The organism is Actinoplanes sp. NPDC023714, from assembly GCF_040639855.1.
In the GTDB taxonomy this organism is placed as follows: Bacteria; Actinomycetota; Actinomycetes; order Mycobacteriales; family Micromonosporaceae; genus Actinoplanes.
In genome coordinates this window covers 350021-364157 of record NZ_JBFAAR010000002.1, presented here as the reverse complement: position 1 = coordinate 364157, position 14137 = coordinate 350021, and the positions used below count along the sequence as shown (strand labels likewise).

General features: G+C 71.3%; 13 protein-coding genes. 5 read left to right on the top strand and 8 right to left on the bottom strand.

The genetic code is table 11. The features are described from left to right. Positions 1-127: 127 nt before the first annotated feature. The 5 genes from AB0G10_RS09450 to AB0G10_RS09430 all read right to left on the bottom strand — a co-directional run bounded on the left by AB0G10_RS09450 (position 128) and on the right by AB0G10_RS09430 (position 4419). Positions 128-1201 (bottom strand): FUSC family protein, encoded by a 1074-nt coding sequence (locus AB0G10_RS09450; RefSeq protein WP_360918309.1) that lies wholly within the window; start codon positions 1199-1201, stop codon positions 128-130. 154 nt (positions 1202-1355) lie between these two features. Then, positions 1356-2147, bottom strand: coding sequence for an RNA polymerase sigma factor SigF (locus AB0G10_RS09445; protein WP_360918308.1), 792 nt, complete (start codon positions 2145-2147; stop codon positions 1356-1358). A 191-nt stretch (positions 2148-2338) separates the two neighbouring features. Continuing rightward, complete coding sequence (locus tag AB0G10_RS09440) at positions 2339-2689, bottom strand: DUF3618 domain-containing protein (RefSeq protein WP_360918307.1); 351 nt, start codon at positions 2687-2689, stop codon at positions 2339-2341. Next, positions 2686-3099, bottom strand: coding sequence for a phage holin family protein (locus AB0G10_RS09435; protein WP_360918306.1), 414 nt, complete (start codon positions 3097-3099; stop codon positions 2686-2688). The genes AB0G10_RS09440 and AB0G10_RS09435 overlap by 4 nt, the downstream gene beginning before the upstream one ends. A 57-nt stretch (positions 3100-3156) precedes the next feature. Then, positions 3157-4419, bottom strand: a complete 1263-nt coding sequence (locus AB0G10_RS09430; RefSeq protein ID WP_360918305.1) for a hemolysin family protein — start codon at positions 4417-4419, stop codon at positions 3157-3159. A 118-nt stretch (positions 4420-4537) separates the two neighbouring features. Between AB0G10_RS09430 and AB0G10_RS09425 the strand changes: the two genes are divergently transcribed. Then, positions 4538-5245: a response regulator transcription factor gene (locus tag AB0G10_RS09425; protein ID WP_360918304.1), complete on the top strand. Its 708-nt coding sequence runs from the start codon at positions 4538-4540 to the stop codon at positions 5243-5245. Continuing rightward, positions 5242-6660 carry a HAMP domain-containing sensor histidine kinase gene (locus tag AB0G10_RS09420; protein ID WP_360918303.1) on the top strand — a complete coding sequence of 473 codons (1419 nt, stop codon included), beginning with the start codon at positions 5242-5244 and terminating at the stop codon, positions 6658-6660. Before AB0G10_RS09425 ends, AB0G10_RS09420 begins: the two co-directional genes overlap by 4 nt. Before the next feature lie 18 nt (positions 6661-6678). Here AB0G10_RS09420 and AB0G10_RS09415 read toward each other — a convergent pair whose 3' ends face one another. Beyond that, a complete protein-coding gene (locus tag AB0G10_RS09415) occupies positions 6679-7194 on the bottom strand; it encodes a gamma carbonic anhydrase family protein (RefSeq protein ID WP_360918302.1) in 516 nt (171 codons plus the stop codon). A 454-nt stretch (positions 7195-7648) separates the two neighbouring features. Between AB0G10_RS09415 and AB0G10_RS09410 the strand changes: the two genes are divergently transcribed. The 3 genes from AB0G10_RS09410 to AB0G10_RS09400 all read left to right on the top strand — a co-directional run bounded on the left by AB0G10_RS09410 (position 7649) and on the right by AB0G10_RS09400 (position 11796). Further along, entirely contained in the window at positions 7649-8431 is a 783-nt protein-coding gene (locus AB0G10_RS09410; RefSeq protein WP_360920665.1) for an aldo/keto reductase, read from the top strand. Positions 8432-8827: 396 nt separating this feature from the next. Next, positions 8828-11020, top strand: coding sequence for a bifunctional glycosyltransferase family 2 protein/CDP-glycerol:glycerophosphate glycerophosphotransferase (locus AB0G10_RS09405; RefSeq protein WP_360918301.1), 2193 nt, complete (start codon positions 8828-8830; stop codon positions 11018-11020). Further along, positions 11020-11796 carry a TylF/MycF/NovP-related O-methyltransferase gene (locus tag AB0G10_RS09400; RefSeq protein ID WP_360918300.1) on the top strand — a complete coding sequence of 259 codons (777 nt, stop codon included), beginning with the start codon at positions 11020-11022 and terminating at the stop codon, positions 11794-11796. Before AB0G10_RS09405 ends, AB0G10_RS09400 begins: the two co-directional genes overlap by 1 nt. A 25-nt stretch (positions 11797-11821) precedes the next feature. Here AB0G10_RS09400 and AB0G10_RS09395 read toward each other — a convergent pair whose 3' ends face one another. Then, positions 11822-12604, bottom strand: coding sequence for an inositol monophosphatase family protein (locus AB0G10_RS09395; RefSeq protein WP_360918299.1), 783 nt, complete (start codon positions 12602-12604; stop codon positions 11822-11824). Positions 12605-12609: 5 nt separating this feature from the next. Then, a complete protein-coding gene (locus AB0G10_RS09390; protein ID WP_360918298.1) occupies positions 12610-14037 on the bottom strand; it encodes a GGDEF domain-containing protein in 1428 nt (475 codons plus the stop codon). Positions 14038-14137 lie beyond the last annotated feature (100 nt).

Below are 14137 nucleotides of genomic sequence, written 5' to 3'. Positions count from 1 at the left end.
CCCAGCCACCGGCCGCGGGCAGCGCGATTGGCGGGCGGCTCCGCGCCGCCCGGCAGGCCCGCGGGCTCACCGGCGACGAGGAGTCGTCTGGGTGCTGGCCCCGGCGCCCTGAGAGGCCACCGACGTCTCAGGACACCCGGTCGGGGCTCCATCCGAACGCCTCGTCGACGCGGCTCAGGACGGCGTCGTCGTCGGGGCCCACGCCGCGGAGCAGGTCCACCGCCGTGGTCCGGATCTGGCCGATCACGATGGTGAGCGTGGGTGAGGGGTCGTCCTCCAGGAGCTTGCCGGCGATCCGCACCGCTTCGAGGGCGTCCGCGTCGGCGCGGCCGGCGTGGTGGTCCGGGTCGCCGCCGCCGGTCAGGTCGACGGCCAGGGATTCGCCCGCCTCGCGGACGGCGCGGGACAGGGCCTCGATGGCGCGCCCCAGGTCGGGCGGGGTCTCGGTGTGCAGCCGGGTCACCGTCACCACGTTGCGGGCGAGCATCCAGACGTTGCCGGCCACGTGGTCGAGCTGGTGCGTGGTCTGCTCCACATTGCGCAGCTGCCGGAGGCGCCGTCCCTTGCGGACCCGCAGCCGATAGGTCTCCGCGGCCGCGAGCAGCGGGGAGCGCAGCCGGTCCACGCCGTCGCTGAGCTGGTGCGCCCGGTCGAGCACCGCGTGGGCGGCGTCCTCGTCACACGCCGACAGCGCCTCGTTCAGATCGGTGAGCAGGCCGGCGAGCTCGGCGTACGTCCGCCGTGCCGTGGCGACGAGCGGCGCGAGGGGCCGCCGGGCCGCGGTGAGCTGGCTCGCCGCGATCGCGACGGCCCCGCCGATCAGCGCGTCGGCGAAGCGGAACGGCACGAGCTGGCCCTGCGGCGCCGCCACGACGACCAGGTAGAGCGCGGAGAGCCCGGCCTGCACCACGAGGGTGTTGCTGGCCCCGGCCGCGATCATCGGGCCGATCGTGAACAGCAGGACGGTGAACAGCGCGATCACCCCGGGCCCGAGCGCGAACACGGTCAGCTCGGCGATCAGCACCCCGGCCGCCACGCCGAGGACGAGTTCGGTGGTCTGCCGCAGCTGCCGGCCGCGGGACTCGCCGAGCACGATCAGCGCCACCGACGGCGCGAACACCGGGTCGGGGTGGCCGATCACGTCGGCGGCGATCAGCCAGGCGACGGTGGCGGCGCTCGCGGCGACGAGAGCGGGCGGCACACCTTCCCGGAGACGGCGGCGGGCCGAGGACGAAACCGAAGCTAAAGAGGGCACGGGGGTTCGATCTACCCGATCATGGGCGAGAGATAAACAATTCCGGCCACGACCGATGACGGTCGTGGCCGGGGAAAAACGGAAGAATCCGGGGAAGAGGTCAGGCGACCGAGTCCAGCTCCCGCCGCAGCTTCGCCAGCGCCCGCGTGAGCAGCCGCGACACGTGCATCTGCGAGATCCCGACCTGCTCGGCGATCTGCGTCTGGGTCAGGTTGCCGTAGAACCGCAGGCTCACGATCTTCTGCTCGCGCTCGTCGAGGCGGGCCAGCGCCGGCCCGAGGGCCACGCGCAGTTCGGCGATCTCGAACTCGGAGTCGAGTCCGCCCAGCGTGTCACCGAGTTCGGTGCCGCTGTCCGCGACCGGCGTCGACAGGCTGGTCGAGGTGTAGGCGCGGGCGCCCTCGAGGCCTTCGAGCACCTCGTCCTCGGTGATGTTCAGGTGCGCGGCGATGTCGGCCACCGTCGGGGAGCGGCCCAGCGTGTGGCTGAGCGCGTTGTTCGCCGAGGTGATCGCGAGGCGCAGCTCCTGGAGCCGGCGGGGCACCCGGACCGACCAGGTGCGGTCACGGAAGTGGCGCTTCAGCTCGCCGACGATCGTGGGGATCGCGAATCCGGCGAAGTCGACGCCGCGGTCGGCCTCGAACCGGTCGGTCGCCTTGATCAGTCCGACGACGGCGACCTGGTAGAGGTCGTCGCGGGGCTCGCCGCGGTTCGCGTACCGGTTGGCGAGGTGCCGCGCCAGCGGCAGCCAGGCCTCGATGGCCCGATCACGCAGTTCCGCACGGGACGGGTGGCCGGCGGGAAGGGCGGCCATCGCGTTGATCAGTTCGCTGGCCGTGTCGGTGCTCGCCAGCGAGTCGGTGGACGTGGCGTTCTCGACGACGACGGTCATGGGTGTTCTCCTCCGGGGTCCGGCCAACCGTGGCTCCCTCTTGCCCACCATTCCGGACCTTTCAAACCACCTGATTGATTCCGTACGGGGAAAGCACCGTGGCGCCCCGGTGACCTTGATCACCGGAGCGCCACTGTGAGGATCGTTCGGGTTTCCGCGTCCCCGGATCGGGGGTGACGCCTGCGGCGGACTCAGCGCCGCCGGGCCACCACGATCGCGGCGGCGACGGCCGACGCTGCCGCGATCGCGACAGGCACGGCAGTACGACGTACCCGAGGCTCTTTGCTCTTGTCCTTCGCCACCGAAGCGGCGTAGGCGAGCCGGTCCTTGGTCGCGGCCGCCGTGAGCCGCGCCCGGGTCCTGGTGTCGTCGATCGTCCGGCGGGCGCGCGCCTTCACGTCGGTCTTGGTCTCGTCGATCGCCTGGCGGGCGCGCGCCTTCACGTCGGTCTTGGCGGCGAGGGCCTCGACCGTGCCGCCCAGGTCGGCGCGGGTCTGCGCGATCTCGGTACGAAGCTGCTGCTGGTCAACTGGAGTGCTCATGCCTGCCGTCCTCGATGCGCTGCGGTCTTCACGGTCTGCACGTCGGCCTCGACGTTCTCCATCGCGGTGCGTGGCACCGGCGGCGCGGCCGTCCTGAGCTGCTTCCTGCCGAGCAGCGCGGTCACACCGGCGGCGGCGAACACCACCACCATGACGACGAGGACCGCCAGCCACAGCGGCCAGACCAGGTCGAGCGCCACCACGGCGAGGGTCAGCAGCAGCCCGAGCCCGTACAGCCCCAGCGCAGCGGCTCCGCCGAACAGCCCGCCACCGATCCCGGCGCGCTTGCCCTTCTCCGCCAGTTCCAGCTTGGCCAGCGTCAGTTCGTCGCGGACCAGTTTCGAGATCTGCCCGGCGGCCTGGTTGACCAGGTCGGCAGTGGAATCCGCTTGATGCGGGTGAGTTGTCACTGCGCTCACCTCCTTCACATCAGGAGGTGCCCGCGGCCCGCCGTACCGAAACGGATGTCACCCGGCCCGGAGCCGCAACCGCGTGATGGCCCGGCCGGCGATCTCGACGATCTCCGCGCTGTGCCCGTCGATCGTCACGGTCTCGCCCGTCGTGGTCGGGATGTGCCCGAGCCGGGCGAGGACCAGGCCGGCCACCGTCGTGTAGTCGCCCTCGTCCTCCTCGGACAGCTCCACGCCGATGTCCGGCAGGTCGTGGATCGGGAAGGTGCCGGGCACCAGCATCGCGCCGTCGTCCTCGCGGACCACCGACTGCACGTCCCGGTCGGTCTCGTCGTAGATCTCGCCGACGACCTCCTCGACCAGGTCCTCCATCGTGACGATGCCGTCGATCGACCCGCGCTCGTCGACGATCAGCGCGAACTGCTGGCGCTGGGCCCGCATCTGGCGCATCGCGTCGGAGACCTTCGCCGTCTCCGGCAGGAACAGGGCCTTGAACATGTGGTCGGCGACCGTTCCGCCGCCGTCCACGAGGTCGCGCAGGTGCACGACGCCCTGCACGTCGTCGAGTCCCTGCGGGCCGGTCACCGGCGCCCGCGAGTGACCGGATGCGATCAGCAGGGAGAGGGCGTCGGCCACCGGCATGCCGGCCGGCAGCACGAGGACGTCACGGCGCGGGACCAGGATCTCCCGCAGGATCCGGTCGGCGATCTCGAAGGCGCCGGAGATGATGGTGCGCTGCTCGGCCGTGAAGTCCTGCTGCTGGGCGACCATGTCCTTGATCTCCTCGGCGCTGACCTCCTCCCGGCCCGCGTCCGGGTCGCCGCCGGTGAGCCGGACGACCATGTCGGTGGTCTTGCCGAGCAGCCAGATCACCGGCCGGGACAGCGTGGCGAGCACGTCCAGCGGCCGGGCCACGAGCATGGCCCAGCCCTCGGCGCGCTGCATGGCGATCCGCTTCGGCGCCAGCTCGCCGACCACCAGGGTGAAGAAGGTCAGGACGATGGTGACGAGCACGATCGCCACGGTGTCGGCAGCCGAGCCGAGGAAACTCAGCGGCTCGATCAGCGGCTGGGCCAGGGACACGGCCGCGGCGGCCGAGGCCAGGAACCCGGCCAGGGTGATGCCGATCTGGATGGTGGCCAGGAACCGGTTCGGATCCCGCGCCAGCCTGGCGAGCGTCCGCCCGGTCCGGGACTGCTTCTCCAGGCGCTGCAACTGGCTCTCCCGCAACGAGATGAGCGCCATCTCGCTTCCCGAGAAAGCCGCGTTCAGCAGGACGAGAACAACGACGAGAACGATCTGCCAACCATATCCACCCACAATTCCGGGACTGTAGACCACGTCGCCGGATAAATGAATTCCCTGGCGTTCCGCTCGCCTGTTCCTTTCCTGGCCCTGGCAATTCCTCCAGGCAATTCCCAGAAGGTATGATCACGGCATGCAGGTGCTCCTGGTCGAGGACGACGACTCGATCGCGGTGCCGCTGGTCGAGGGGCTCGCGCGCTTCGGCATCGTCGCGCGGCACGTGACCACCGGCGCCGGCGCGCTCGCCGCGCCCCCGGTCGACCTGGTCCTGCTCGATCTCGGGCTGCCCGACATCGACGGGGTCGACGTGTGCTGGGAGCTCAATCGCACCCGCAACGTGCCGATCATCATGCTCACCGCGCGCCGCGGCGAGGCCGACCTGGTCCGAGGCCTGGAGGGCGGGGCCGACGACTACCTCGCGAAGCCGTTCAGCCTGCGCGAACTGGTGGCCCGCATCCGCGCCGTGGACCGCCGCTCCCGTGCCGACGCGGTGGCCCGCCTGACCGGATCCGCCCAGCCCGGATCCGCCCAGCCCGAATCCGCCCAGCCCGACATCCGCACCGCCGGCCGTCTCGCGATCGACCGGACCACCCGCGAGGTCAGCGTCGGCGGCGTGCCGGTGCCGCTCGCGCCGAAGGAGTACGACCTGCTCGACATGCTGGCGGCCCGGCCCGGCGCGGTGGTGCTGCGCCAGAGACTGCTCGAACAGGTGTGGGCGACCGCCGAGGGCCGTGGCCGGACGCTCGACTTCCACATCGCGGCGCTGCGCCGGAAACTGGGCGATCCGGCCTGGATCGAAACGCGCCGCGGCGTCGGATTCCGGCTCGTGCCGCTGCCATGACACGCCGATTGGTGCTCACCCATTCGGCGCTCGTGCTGATGGTGCTGGCGGCGCTCGCCATTCCGCTCGGATATCTGTATCAACGCAGCGAGCAACAACAGGCGCTGCGGCAATTGGAACGGGAGGCGGAGGTGGTCGCCGCCTATATCGACGCGGAGCTGGACGAGGACGACCAGGAGGGCGCCGACGAGATCGCGGCGTCGGCGGCGCGGCGGTGGCGGGGGACGGTGTCCTTCGCGGCCGGGCCGGCGCGATCGCTGGCGATCGACGGCGACGTCATGACCGCGTACGTGCCGATCAATCCGGGCCGGCCCGACGACGGCTCCATCCGCGTCAGCGTCCCGGCGGACCCGGTCATCGACCAGGTCCACCAGTTCTGGGCCCTGCTCGCCGCCGCCTCCGTCGCCGTCCTCGCGCTCAGCGTGGCGGTCGCCTACGCCCTCGCCCGCTGGATATCAAAACCGGTCAGAGTCCTGGAGCACGCCACCCGCCGCCTCGCCGACGACTCGGGCCCGGCCGTGGCCCAGCCGGCCGGACCGCCCGAGCTGCGCCGGCTCGCCGACACGTTCAACCGCACGGCGGCCCGGCTGCACAGCGTGCTCGAGGCCCGCGGCACGTTCGTCGAACACGCCTCACACCAGCTCAAATCCCCGCTGGCCGCGCTCCGCCTGCGCCTCGAGAACCTGGAACCGGACGTCGCCCCGGCCGGCGCCGCCAACCTCGACGCGGCGCTCGCCGAGACGGAACGGCTGGACAAACTCGTCAACACGCTCCTCGACCTCACGCTGATCGAGCGCCGCGAGGAGGAGCCCTCGGCGGTCGACCTGGCCGCCGAGGCCGCCGAGCGCGCCGCCGTCTGGGAGCCCCTGGCCAGGGAGAAGAACGTCCGCGTCGAGGCCACCGCCACCGGCCCGGTCCCGGTACCGGCCGCCGCCGGCTCCATCGAGCAGATCCTCGACAACCTGATCTCCAACGCCCTCCGGGCCGCACCACCCGGGACCGTGATCCGCCTCGAAACGTCGACGGTCGATGGCCGTGCAGAACTCCACGTGATCGATTCCGGTCAGGGCCTGCCCGCCGATCAGCGCGAGCGAGCCCTCGAGCCGTTCTGGCGAGCACCGGGCGCGCCGAAGGGCGGCAGCGGCCTGGGCCTAGCGCTCGTCCGCAAGCTGGCCGAGGCCGACGGCGCCCACGTCCGCCTGGACGCCGCCGACCCGTCAGGCATCGATGCGGTGGTCACGTTCGACGTGTGGAGGGAGCGACCGCCCTCGCCCTCCCACTCGCCCTCCCCCGCGCTCGCGCCCTCCCGCTCGCCCGCGCCCGCGCCCTCCCCTTGGCCTTCGCCTTCGCCTTCGCCTTCGCCCTCGCCCTCGCCCTCGCCCTCGCCCTCGCCGGAGATCGAGTGGCGCAATTGACGGCGGCGCGCAACACCTCTAACGGGGCGGGCACGCTTCACGGTGGAGCTTGAGCAGTTCCACGTAGGCCTGGGCGTTCACGGTGATCGAGTCACGTTCGGGGTCGGTGACCGGACGGCGGACCTTGGCCGGCATACCGAGGACCAGCGAACCCGGCGGGACCTGTGTACCTTCCGGGACCAGCGCACCGGCCGCGACGATCGAGCCGGCGCCGATGTGCGCGCCGTTCATGACGATGGCGCCCATGCCGATCAGCACGTCGTCCTCGATCGTGCAGCCGTGCAGCACCGCGCGGTGACCGACGCTGACGCCGCTACCGATCGCGGCCGGGAACCCGGGATCGGCGTGCACGACCACGCCGTCCTGCAGGTTCGTGCCGTCCCCGACCGTGATGGTGTCCATGTCCGCGCGAAGCACCGCGTGGTACCAGACACCGACGTCGCGCCCGATCCTGACCCGGCCCGCCACCACGGCTCCGGGCGCGATCCAAGCGCTGGCGTCGGCTTCCGGGGTATGGCCGCCGATCTCGATCACTGTTGCCACCTTTCAGTAGTCGCTGCCGGGGTAGACACTTCGTCGCTGCCGGGGTAGATACTCTGTCGCTGCCTGGGTAAACGCCTCGCCCGTGCCGGGGTACAGCCCTCCTCCGTGCCGGGGTACAGCCCTCCTCCGTGCCGGGGTACAGCCCTCCTCCGTGCCGGGGTACACGCTCGCTCGGTGCCCGGGTACCGCTGTGCCTGGGTACACGCTCGCTCGGTGCCCGGGTACCGCTGTGCCTGGGTACACGCTCGCTCGGTGCCCGGGCACCGCTGTGCCTGGGTACACGCTCGCTCGGTGCCCGGGTACCGCTGTGCCTGGGTACACGCTCGCCCGATTCCCGGGGTCGGCGCTTCCGGGGTAGATCCTGCCTTCTCGGCCGGCTTAAGGTCGGCCGGTGAGGTTTTTGATCGGCGGGGATCTTTCGGTTCGGCGTCTCGGGTTCGGCGCCATGCATCTGACCGCCGCTTCGCCCTCGTCGGCTCGGGTGCTGCGGCGGGCGGCCGAGCTGGGCATCACCCTGATCGACACCGCTTTTCTGTACGGCGGGGGCGACAACGAGCAGCTCATCGCCGAGACGCTGCACCCCTATCCCGCGGATCTGGTCGTCACTACGAAGGTCGGCGTCGCGCGCACCGGGCCCGGGGGCGAGTGGAGACTCGACGGGCGTCCATCGGTCCTACGCTCGCAGGTGGACCAGGCACTGCTACGCCTACGACTGCCGCGTCTCGAACTGCTGCAACTGCACCGCATCGACCCGGACACGCCGCCGGCCGACCAGCTCGGAACGCTGCGCGATCTCCAGCTCGAGGGCAAGATCGGCCGAATCGGGCTGTCCGAGGTGTCCGTGGCGGAGCTGGCGGAGGCGCGGACCATGGTCGAGGTGGCTAGCGTGCAGAACCGCTACAACATCCTCGACCGTACCCATGAGGCGGTCCTGGAGGTGTGCGAGCGGGACGGCATCGCGTTCCTGCCGTGGCGGCCGATCGCGGCGGGCGCGTCCGGCGAGGCGGCGGTGATCGGGAAGGTGGCGTCGGAGGTGGGCGCCACGCCTACGCAGGTGGCGCTGGCCTGGCTGCTGGCCCGCTCCCCCGTGATGATCCCGATTCCGGGGACGGGCAGCGTCGAGCATCTCGAGGAGAACGCCGCCGCCGCGGAGATCCGCCTCACGGTCGATCAGCGGGCCGCGCTGGACGGGCTGTGGCCGCCGACGCAGCCTCCCCTAGCCCACTGAGGTAACCAACGGACGCGGCGGTTCACCCCCATGTCGGTCATCGCTCGACTCGGGCTCGCGCGAAAGCGTTGCCGACACCGGACTCTTCGAGGCGCCGGGCACGAGTGATGTTCTCGGCGTCGATCCGCGTGGAGGGTCAACGACTTCCGGCGGGAAATCGCCGGCGTTCGCATACCCGTGCTCGGGCTTCGGGGCATCGGTCATGCGTCCATCGTCCGTCGCCCGGAGACGAACCGCTACCGCCCACGCCAGGTCGGCACGGCGGACTCGCCGTCAACGGCCGACCGCCTGATCTTGCGCTCAGGCGAACACGCGACAAGTAAGTGATGAATATTCACAGTTTTCTTGATAGCTTCCCGGCTCGCCTCCGTCCGCCGAGTTCGAGAGTGGAAACACATGGCCTTCGTCAGCGTCGTGGTCCCGGTTCACGGGGTTCAGGGTTATCTGCGCCGTTGTCTCGACTCCCTGCTCGATCAGTCGTTCACCGATGTGCAGGTGGTCGCCGTCGACGACTGTTCGCCCGACGCCAGCGCGGCCATCCTCGCGGAGTACGCCGCCCGCGACCCGCGCCTGCACGTCGTCACGCTGGAGACCAACGTCGGGCAGGGGCCGGCGCGCAACATCGGTCTCGAGCACGCCACCGGGGAGTACGTCTGGTTCCTCGACGGCGACGACTGGATCGCCGACGGGGCCCTCGCGGCGGTCGCCGACCGGCTGCGCCGCACCGAGCCGGACGTGCTGCTCGTCGACTGGGTGCGCGAGACGTGGACCGGCCGGATGCGGACCAGCACGGCAGGGAAGGTCTACCGGGCCGCGCCCGAGGTGTTCACCCTGCACGGCTGGACCCCGATCATCGGGGTGCTGCACGTGGCGTGGAACAAGATCGTGCGGCGGGAGCTGCTGGACAAGCTGGAGTTCCGGTTCGACCCGGGGTGGTACGAGGACCTGCCCTACACCTACGGCGCCCTCGCGGCGGCGGAGCGGATCAGCGTGCTGGACCGGGTCTGCGTGCACTACCGCCAGCGCCGGGTGGGCGCCGCCACCCGGACACTCGGTGACGGCCACTTCGCCATCTTCCCGGCTTGGACCCGTACCCATGAAATGGTCGAAATCCTGAGCCCGGAGGCCTCCGTGGTCCGCCCGGTGCTGTTCCAGCAGATGGTCTGGCATCTTCTCAAGGTGCTCGGCAACCGCAATCGCGTCGACGGCAGCGCCCGACGCCGCTTCTTCGACCAGACCAGCGAGATCTACCAGCGGTTCCTTCCGGAGGGCGGCTATCCGGCGCCGCCGAAGATCGAGGGGCTCAAGCACCGGCTCGCCGGCAGCGGCCGCTACCGCACCTTCGAGATGCTGCGCTCGGTGAACCGCTGGCGGACGCTGGCCCGGCGGAAGGTGCGCCGCGCCCGCCAGCAGCTGCGGGAGGGTCGCGCCCTGCTCCTCCGGGCGTACTACCGGCTGCAGCTGCGCCTCCCGGTGGACGAGACCCTGGTCCTCTACTCGGCGTACTGGCACCGCGGGTACGCCTGTAACCCGGCCGCGGTCTACGAGAAGGCCGGCGAGCTCGCCCCGCGGCTGCGCGGCGTCTGGGCGGTGAAGCCGGACCGGGTGGCGAGCCTGCCGCCGGGCGTCGACTACGTCGTGAGCGGTACCCGTGCCTACCACCGGGCGATGGCCCGCGCGAAGTACCTGGTCAACAACGTGAACTGGCCGGACTGGGCGACGAAGCGGCCCGGCTCGGTGCACCTGATGACGCACCACGGCACGCCGCTCAAGGTGATGGGCCTCGACCAGGTGCGGTTCCCGGGCGGGGTGAAGGACCCGGACTTCCCGGCGCAGATGCGCAGGGCCGACCGGTGGGACTTCAGCGTCGCGGCGAACGCGTTCACGACCGAGCGCTGGGCCAGCGCCTACCCCTGCAAGCACGAGACCATCGAGACCGGATATCCGCGCAACGACCGGCTGGCGCTCGCCACCGCCGAGGACGCGGCGGCGGTGCGGGAACGGCTCGGCATCTCGGCCGGCGCGACGGTGGTGCTCTACGCGCCGACGCACCGGGAGTGGAACACCGAGAGCAGGATGCTGCTCGACGTCGAGGACTTCGCCCGCCACCTCGGGCCGAACCACGTCGTCCTGGTGCGGGCGCACTACTTCTACGTGAAGGCCGCGCACGGCGAGGAGGGCGCGGGACAGGTACGGGACGTGTCCGCCTACCCGGTCGTCGAGGACCTCTACCTGGCCGCCGACGTGCTGATCACGGACTACTCGTCGCTGATGTTCGACTACGCCGTGCTGGACCGGCCGATCGTGATCTTCGCGCCGGACTGGGAGGCCTACAAGACGGTCCGCGGGACGTACTTCGACCTGTTCGAGGAGCCACCCGGGGCGGTCGCGGCGAGCTACCCGGACCTGCTCGACGTGTTCCGGACCGGGTCCTACGGCGATCCGCCGGCGGCCAAGGCGCGGGCCGCCTTCCGGCAGCGGTTCTGCCACCTCGACGACGGCGGGGCCGCCGAGCGCGTGGTCCGGAAGGTCTTCGCCCCCTTCGTCACCAGCACGGCCGACCAACCCGAGGCAGCCACGGTGAGATGATGAAGACGCAGATCAACAGGATGCTGGCGGCGACGACGGGCTACAAGATCGTCAAGGCCAAGAAGAAGAAGCCTTCTATAAAGCCTGTCGCAAAAATCGAAACCTACCCCGCCGACTACGACGAGCTGGCGGTCCCGATCCTGCGCGCCGCCCACCCCTACTCGATGACGCGCAAGGAGAAGCGCTACGCCCTCTACCTCGCCACCCGCTACATCGTCGACCACGAGATCCCGGGCGCCGTCGTCGAGTGCGGCGTCTGGCGCGGCGGCAGCATGCACGTCGTCACCCGCACGCTGCTCACGATCGGCGTGACCGACCGGGACCTCTACCTCTTCGACACGTTCGAGGGGATGACCGAGCCGACCGAGAAGGACCTCACCTACGGCGGCAAGCCGGTCGCCGAGCTGATGAGCGCCCAGCCGAAGACGGCCCGGATCTGGGCGATCGCGAGCCTCGACGACGTGAAGCAGGGGTTCGCGGACATCCCGTACCCGCCGGAGAGGATCCACTTCGTGCGGGGGCCGGTCGAGGAGACGCTGCCGGCCGAGGCGCCCGAGCGGATCGCGATCCTGCGGCTGGACACCGACTGGTACGAGTCCACCCGTCATGAGCTGCTTCATCTGTACGATCGGCTGTCCCCTGGCGGCGTCCTCATCATCGACGACTACGGGACCTTCCAGGGCGCCCGGCAGGCCGTCGACGAGTTCCTGAAGGAGACCGGGGCCCGCCTGCTGCTGTCGCCGCTGGGCCCCGGGAGGATCGCCGTCAAGCCGTGAGCGCACGGCCCCGGGAGGATCGCCGTCAAGCCGTGAGCGCCCCGCGCACGACCCCGGCGAGCTCGGGCAGCAGGTCGGCGGCCGCCCCGATCGTGAGTTCCGTCGAGAACTCCTCGCCGCGGCCGCCGAGCACCACCCCGGCCTCCCGCGCGATCAGCGCGCCGGCCGCGATGTCCCACAGCTTCGTGTCGACCGCGACGCCGCCGTCCAGCCGGCCGGCGGCCTGGTAGACCAGGTTGAGCGCGGCCGGCACCCGCCGGATGTCGCCGACGACCGGCAGCAGCTCCCGCACGATCCGGGCGGTCCGCTCCTTGGTCCGCGGGTTCGGCTGGAAGCTGACCCCGACGAGCGCCCGGCCCAGCTCGGTGCCGCCGGAGACGGTGATCCGCGTGCCGTTCAGGAACGCTCCCCCGCCGGCCGCGGCGCTGAACGTCTCCCCGGCGGCCGGATCGTGCACGACCGCGACCACCGGTTCGTCGCCGCGGTAGAGGGCGATGCACACCGACCACGGCCCGGTCCGGCTGATGTAGTTCCGGGTGCCGTCGAGCGGGTCGATCACCCAGGACCAGCCGCTCGAGCCGTCCCGGCCGTGACCCTCCTCGGCCTGGATCGCGTCGTCGGGCCAGGCCTCGAGGACGCCGTCCACGATCAGCCGCTCGCTGTCGATGTCGACGTCCGAGACGACGTCGTTGGCGTGCGCCTTCGGGGCGCCCACCGTCAGGGTGTCGCGCCGCTCGATCTGGAGCCGGCCGGCGCGGACCGCCAGGGAGGCGGCGAGGTCACGGGCGGCGATCAGGTCTCGTTCCACCGTGGTCACGGTAGACGGCCGGCCATCACCCAGCGGCCACGGCCCTGCTTCTTCGCCTCGTACATCGCCATGTCGGCGCTGCGCAGCAGGTCGCCGTCGCCGACCGGCAGGTCGGGGCCGTAGGCCGCGATGCCGATGCTCGCGCCGATGTCGAGCAGCGAGCCCTGGTACCGGATCGGCTGGGCCACGTCGGCGAGCACCCGCTCGGCGAGCCGGACCGCCTCCGCCTCCGGCAGATCCGGGCAGAACAGCACGAACTCGTCGCCGCCGAGGCGCACCACCAGGTCGGTGGCGCGGACCGCGCCGCCCAGCCGCTGCGCCACGACCGACAGCACGAGGTCGCCGGCCTGGTGCCCGAACGTGTCGTTGACCTGTTTGAACCCGTCGAGGTCGAGGTAGAGCACGGCGACCGGCCCGTCGCGCTTCTCCAGCTCGCCGGTGAGCACGGCCCGGTTGGCGAGGCCGGTGAGCGGGTCGTGCCGGGCCTGGAAGGCGAGCTGCGCCTGGGCCTTCTCCTGCTCGCGCACCGCGAACGTGAACCGGGTCAGCACGAAACCGGTGCTCAGCGCGACGGCGGCGAGCGCCACCACGGCGTTGCGCTGGACGCCGTCCTCCAGCAGGGTCAGCGTCGGGGCGGACAGGAACGCCAGGCCGAGGAAGAGCACCCGCGCCGGGTGCAGCACGTTCACCTGCTCTCCGGCCCGGGTCAGCTCGGCGCGCTGCGGGTGCAGGCAGGCCGCGATCATCAGCGCGTTGCCGAACATGATCAGCGGGCCGATCTTCGCGACCACGGTGTAGTCGAGCAGGTACGGCAGCACGTTGTAGCTCACGTCGATCGCGAGGTAGAGCACGACGGCGCCGAGCAGCAGCCGGGTCGGCGCGCCGCGGTCGCCGGGCGAGAGCGCGATGAACAGCACCGCGGCGAGCAGCACCACGTCGGCGATCGGGTAGAGCGGCGGCACGATCGTCTCGGCGAGGCTCAGCCCGTACCCGAGGTTCGGAAGGATCAGGAACTGCCAGCTCGCCAGGCCGGCGGCGACCGCGAGCGTGAGCCCGTCGAGCACGGCGCTGCGCATCCGGCCGGGCGCGCGGCGGCGGGCCATCATCGTCAGCGCCACCGCGAGCAGCGGGTAGCCGGCCAGCCAGAACCCGTCGGCCAGGCCGACCGGCGGCACCCCGTCGGCGCTCCAGTAGTAGTACCCGAGCTCGATGCCGTCCCCGGTCAGCCACAGCATCTGCGCCGTCGCCACCAGGATCCACGGCCACCGTTCGCCGCGCGGCGTGCGGGCGACGGCCACCCACGCGAGCACGCACAGCGCCAGGTAGGTGACGACGTAGAGCACATTGCCCAGGGTGGTGTCGTAGGTGACCACCGACCCCGCCACCGCCGCCGCGGCGATGCCGAGGAACAGCCATATCGTGCGGGTTGCCATGGTCCGACCGTCGGCATCCCCGAAGCCGACCTGCGCTTTCCGCGGGGTGGCCCGGCCCACACCTCTTCATTTCATGGGTACGAGGGGAAGCCCGCTCGCC

Excerpts from the sequence above, each read along its gene's own strand:
- AB0G10_RS09390 (WP_360918298.1), bottom strand. The coding sequence starts at position 14,037 with ATGGCAACCCGCACGATATGGCTGTTCCTCGGCATCGCCGCGGCGGCG.
- AB0G10_RS09420 (WP_360918303.1), top strand. The coding sequence starts at position 5,242 with ATGACACGCCGATTGGTGCTCACCCATTCGGCGCTCGTGCTGATGGTG.
- AB0G10_RS09440 (WP_360918307.1), bottom strand. The coding sequence starts at position 2,689 with ATGAGCACTCCAGTTGACCAGCAGCAGCTTCGTACCGAGATCGCGCAG.
- AB0G10_RS09425 (WP_360918304.1), top strand. The coding sequence starts at position 4,538 with ATGCAGGTGCTCCTGGTCGAGGACGACGACTCGATCGCGGTGCCGCTG.
- AB0G10_RS09405 (WP_360918301.1), top strand. The coding sequence starts at position 8,828 with ATGGCCTTCGTCAGCGTCGTGGTCCCGGTTCACGGGGTTCAGGGTTAT.
- AB0G10_RS09400 (WP_360918300.1), top strand. The coding sequence starts at position 11,020 with ATGAAGACGCAGATCAACAGGATGCTGGCGGCGACGACGGGCTACAAG.
- AB0G10_RS09410 (WP_360920665.1), top strand. The coding sequence starts at position 7,649 with ATGCATCTGACCGCCGCTTCGCCCTCGTCGGCTCGGGTGCTGCGGCGG.
- AB0G10_RS09445 (WP_360918308.1), bottom strand. The coding sequence starts at position 2,147 with ATGACCGTCGTCGTCGAGAACGCCACGTCCACCGACTCGCTGGCGAGC.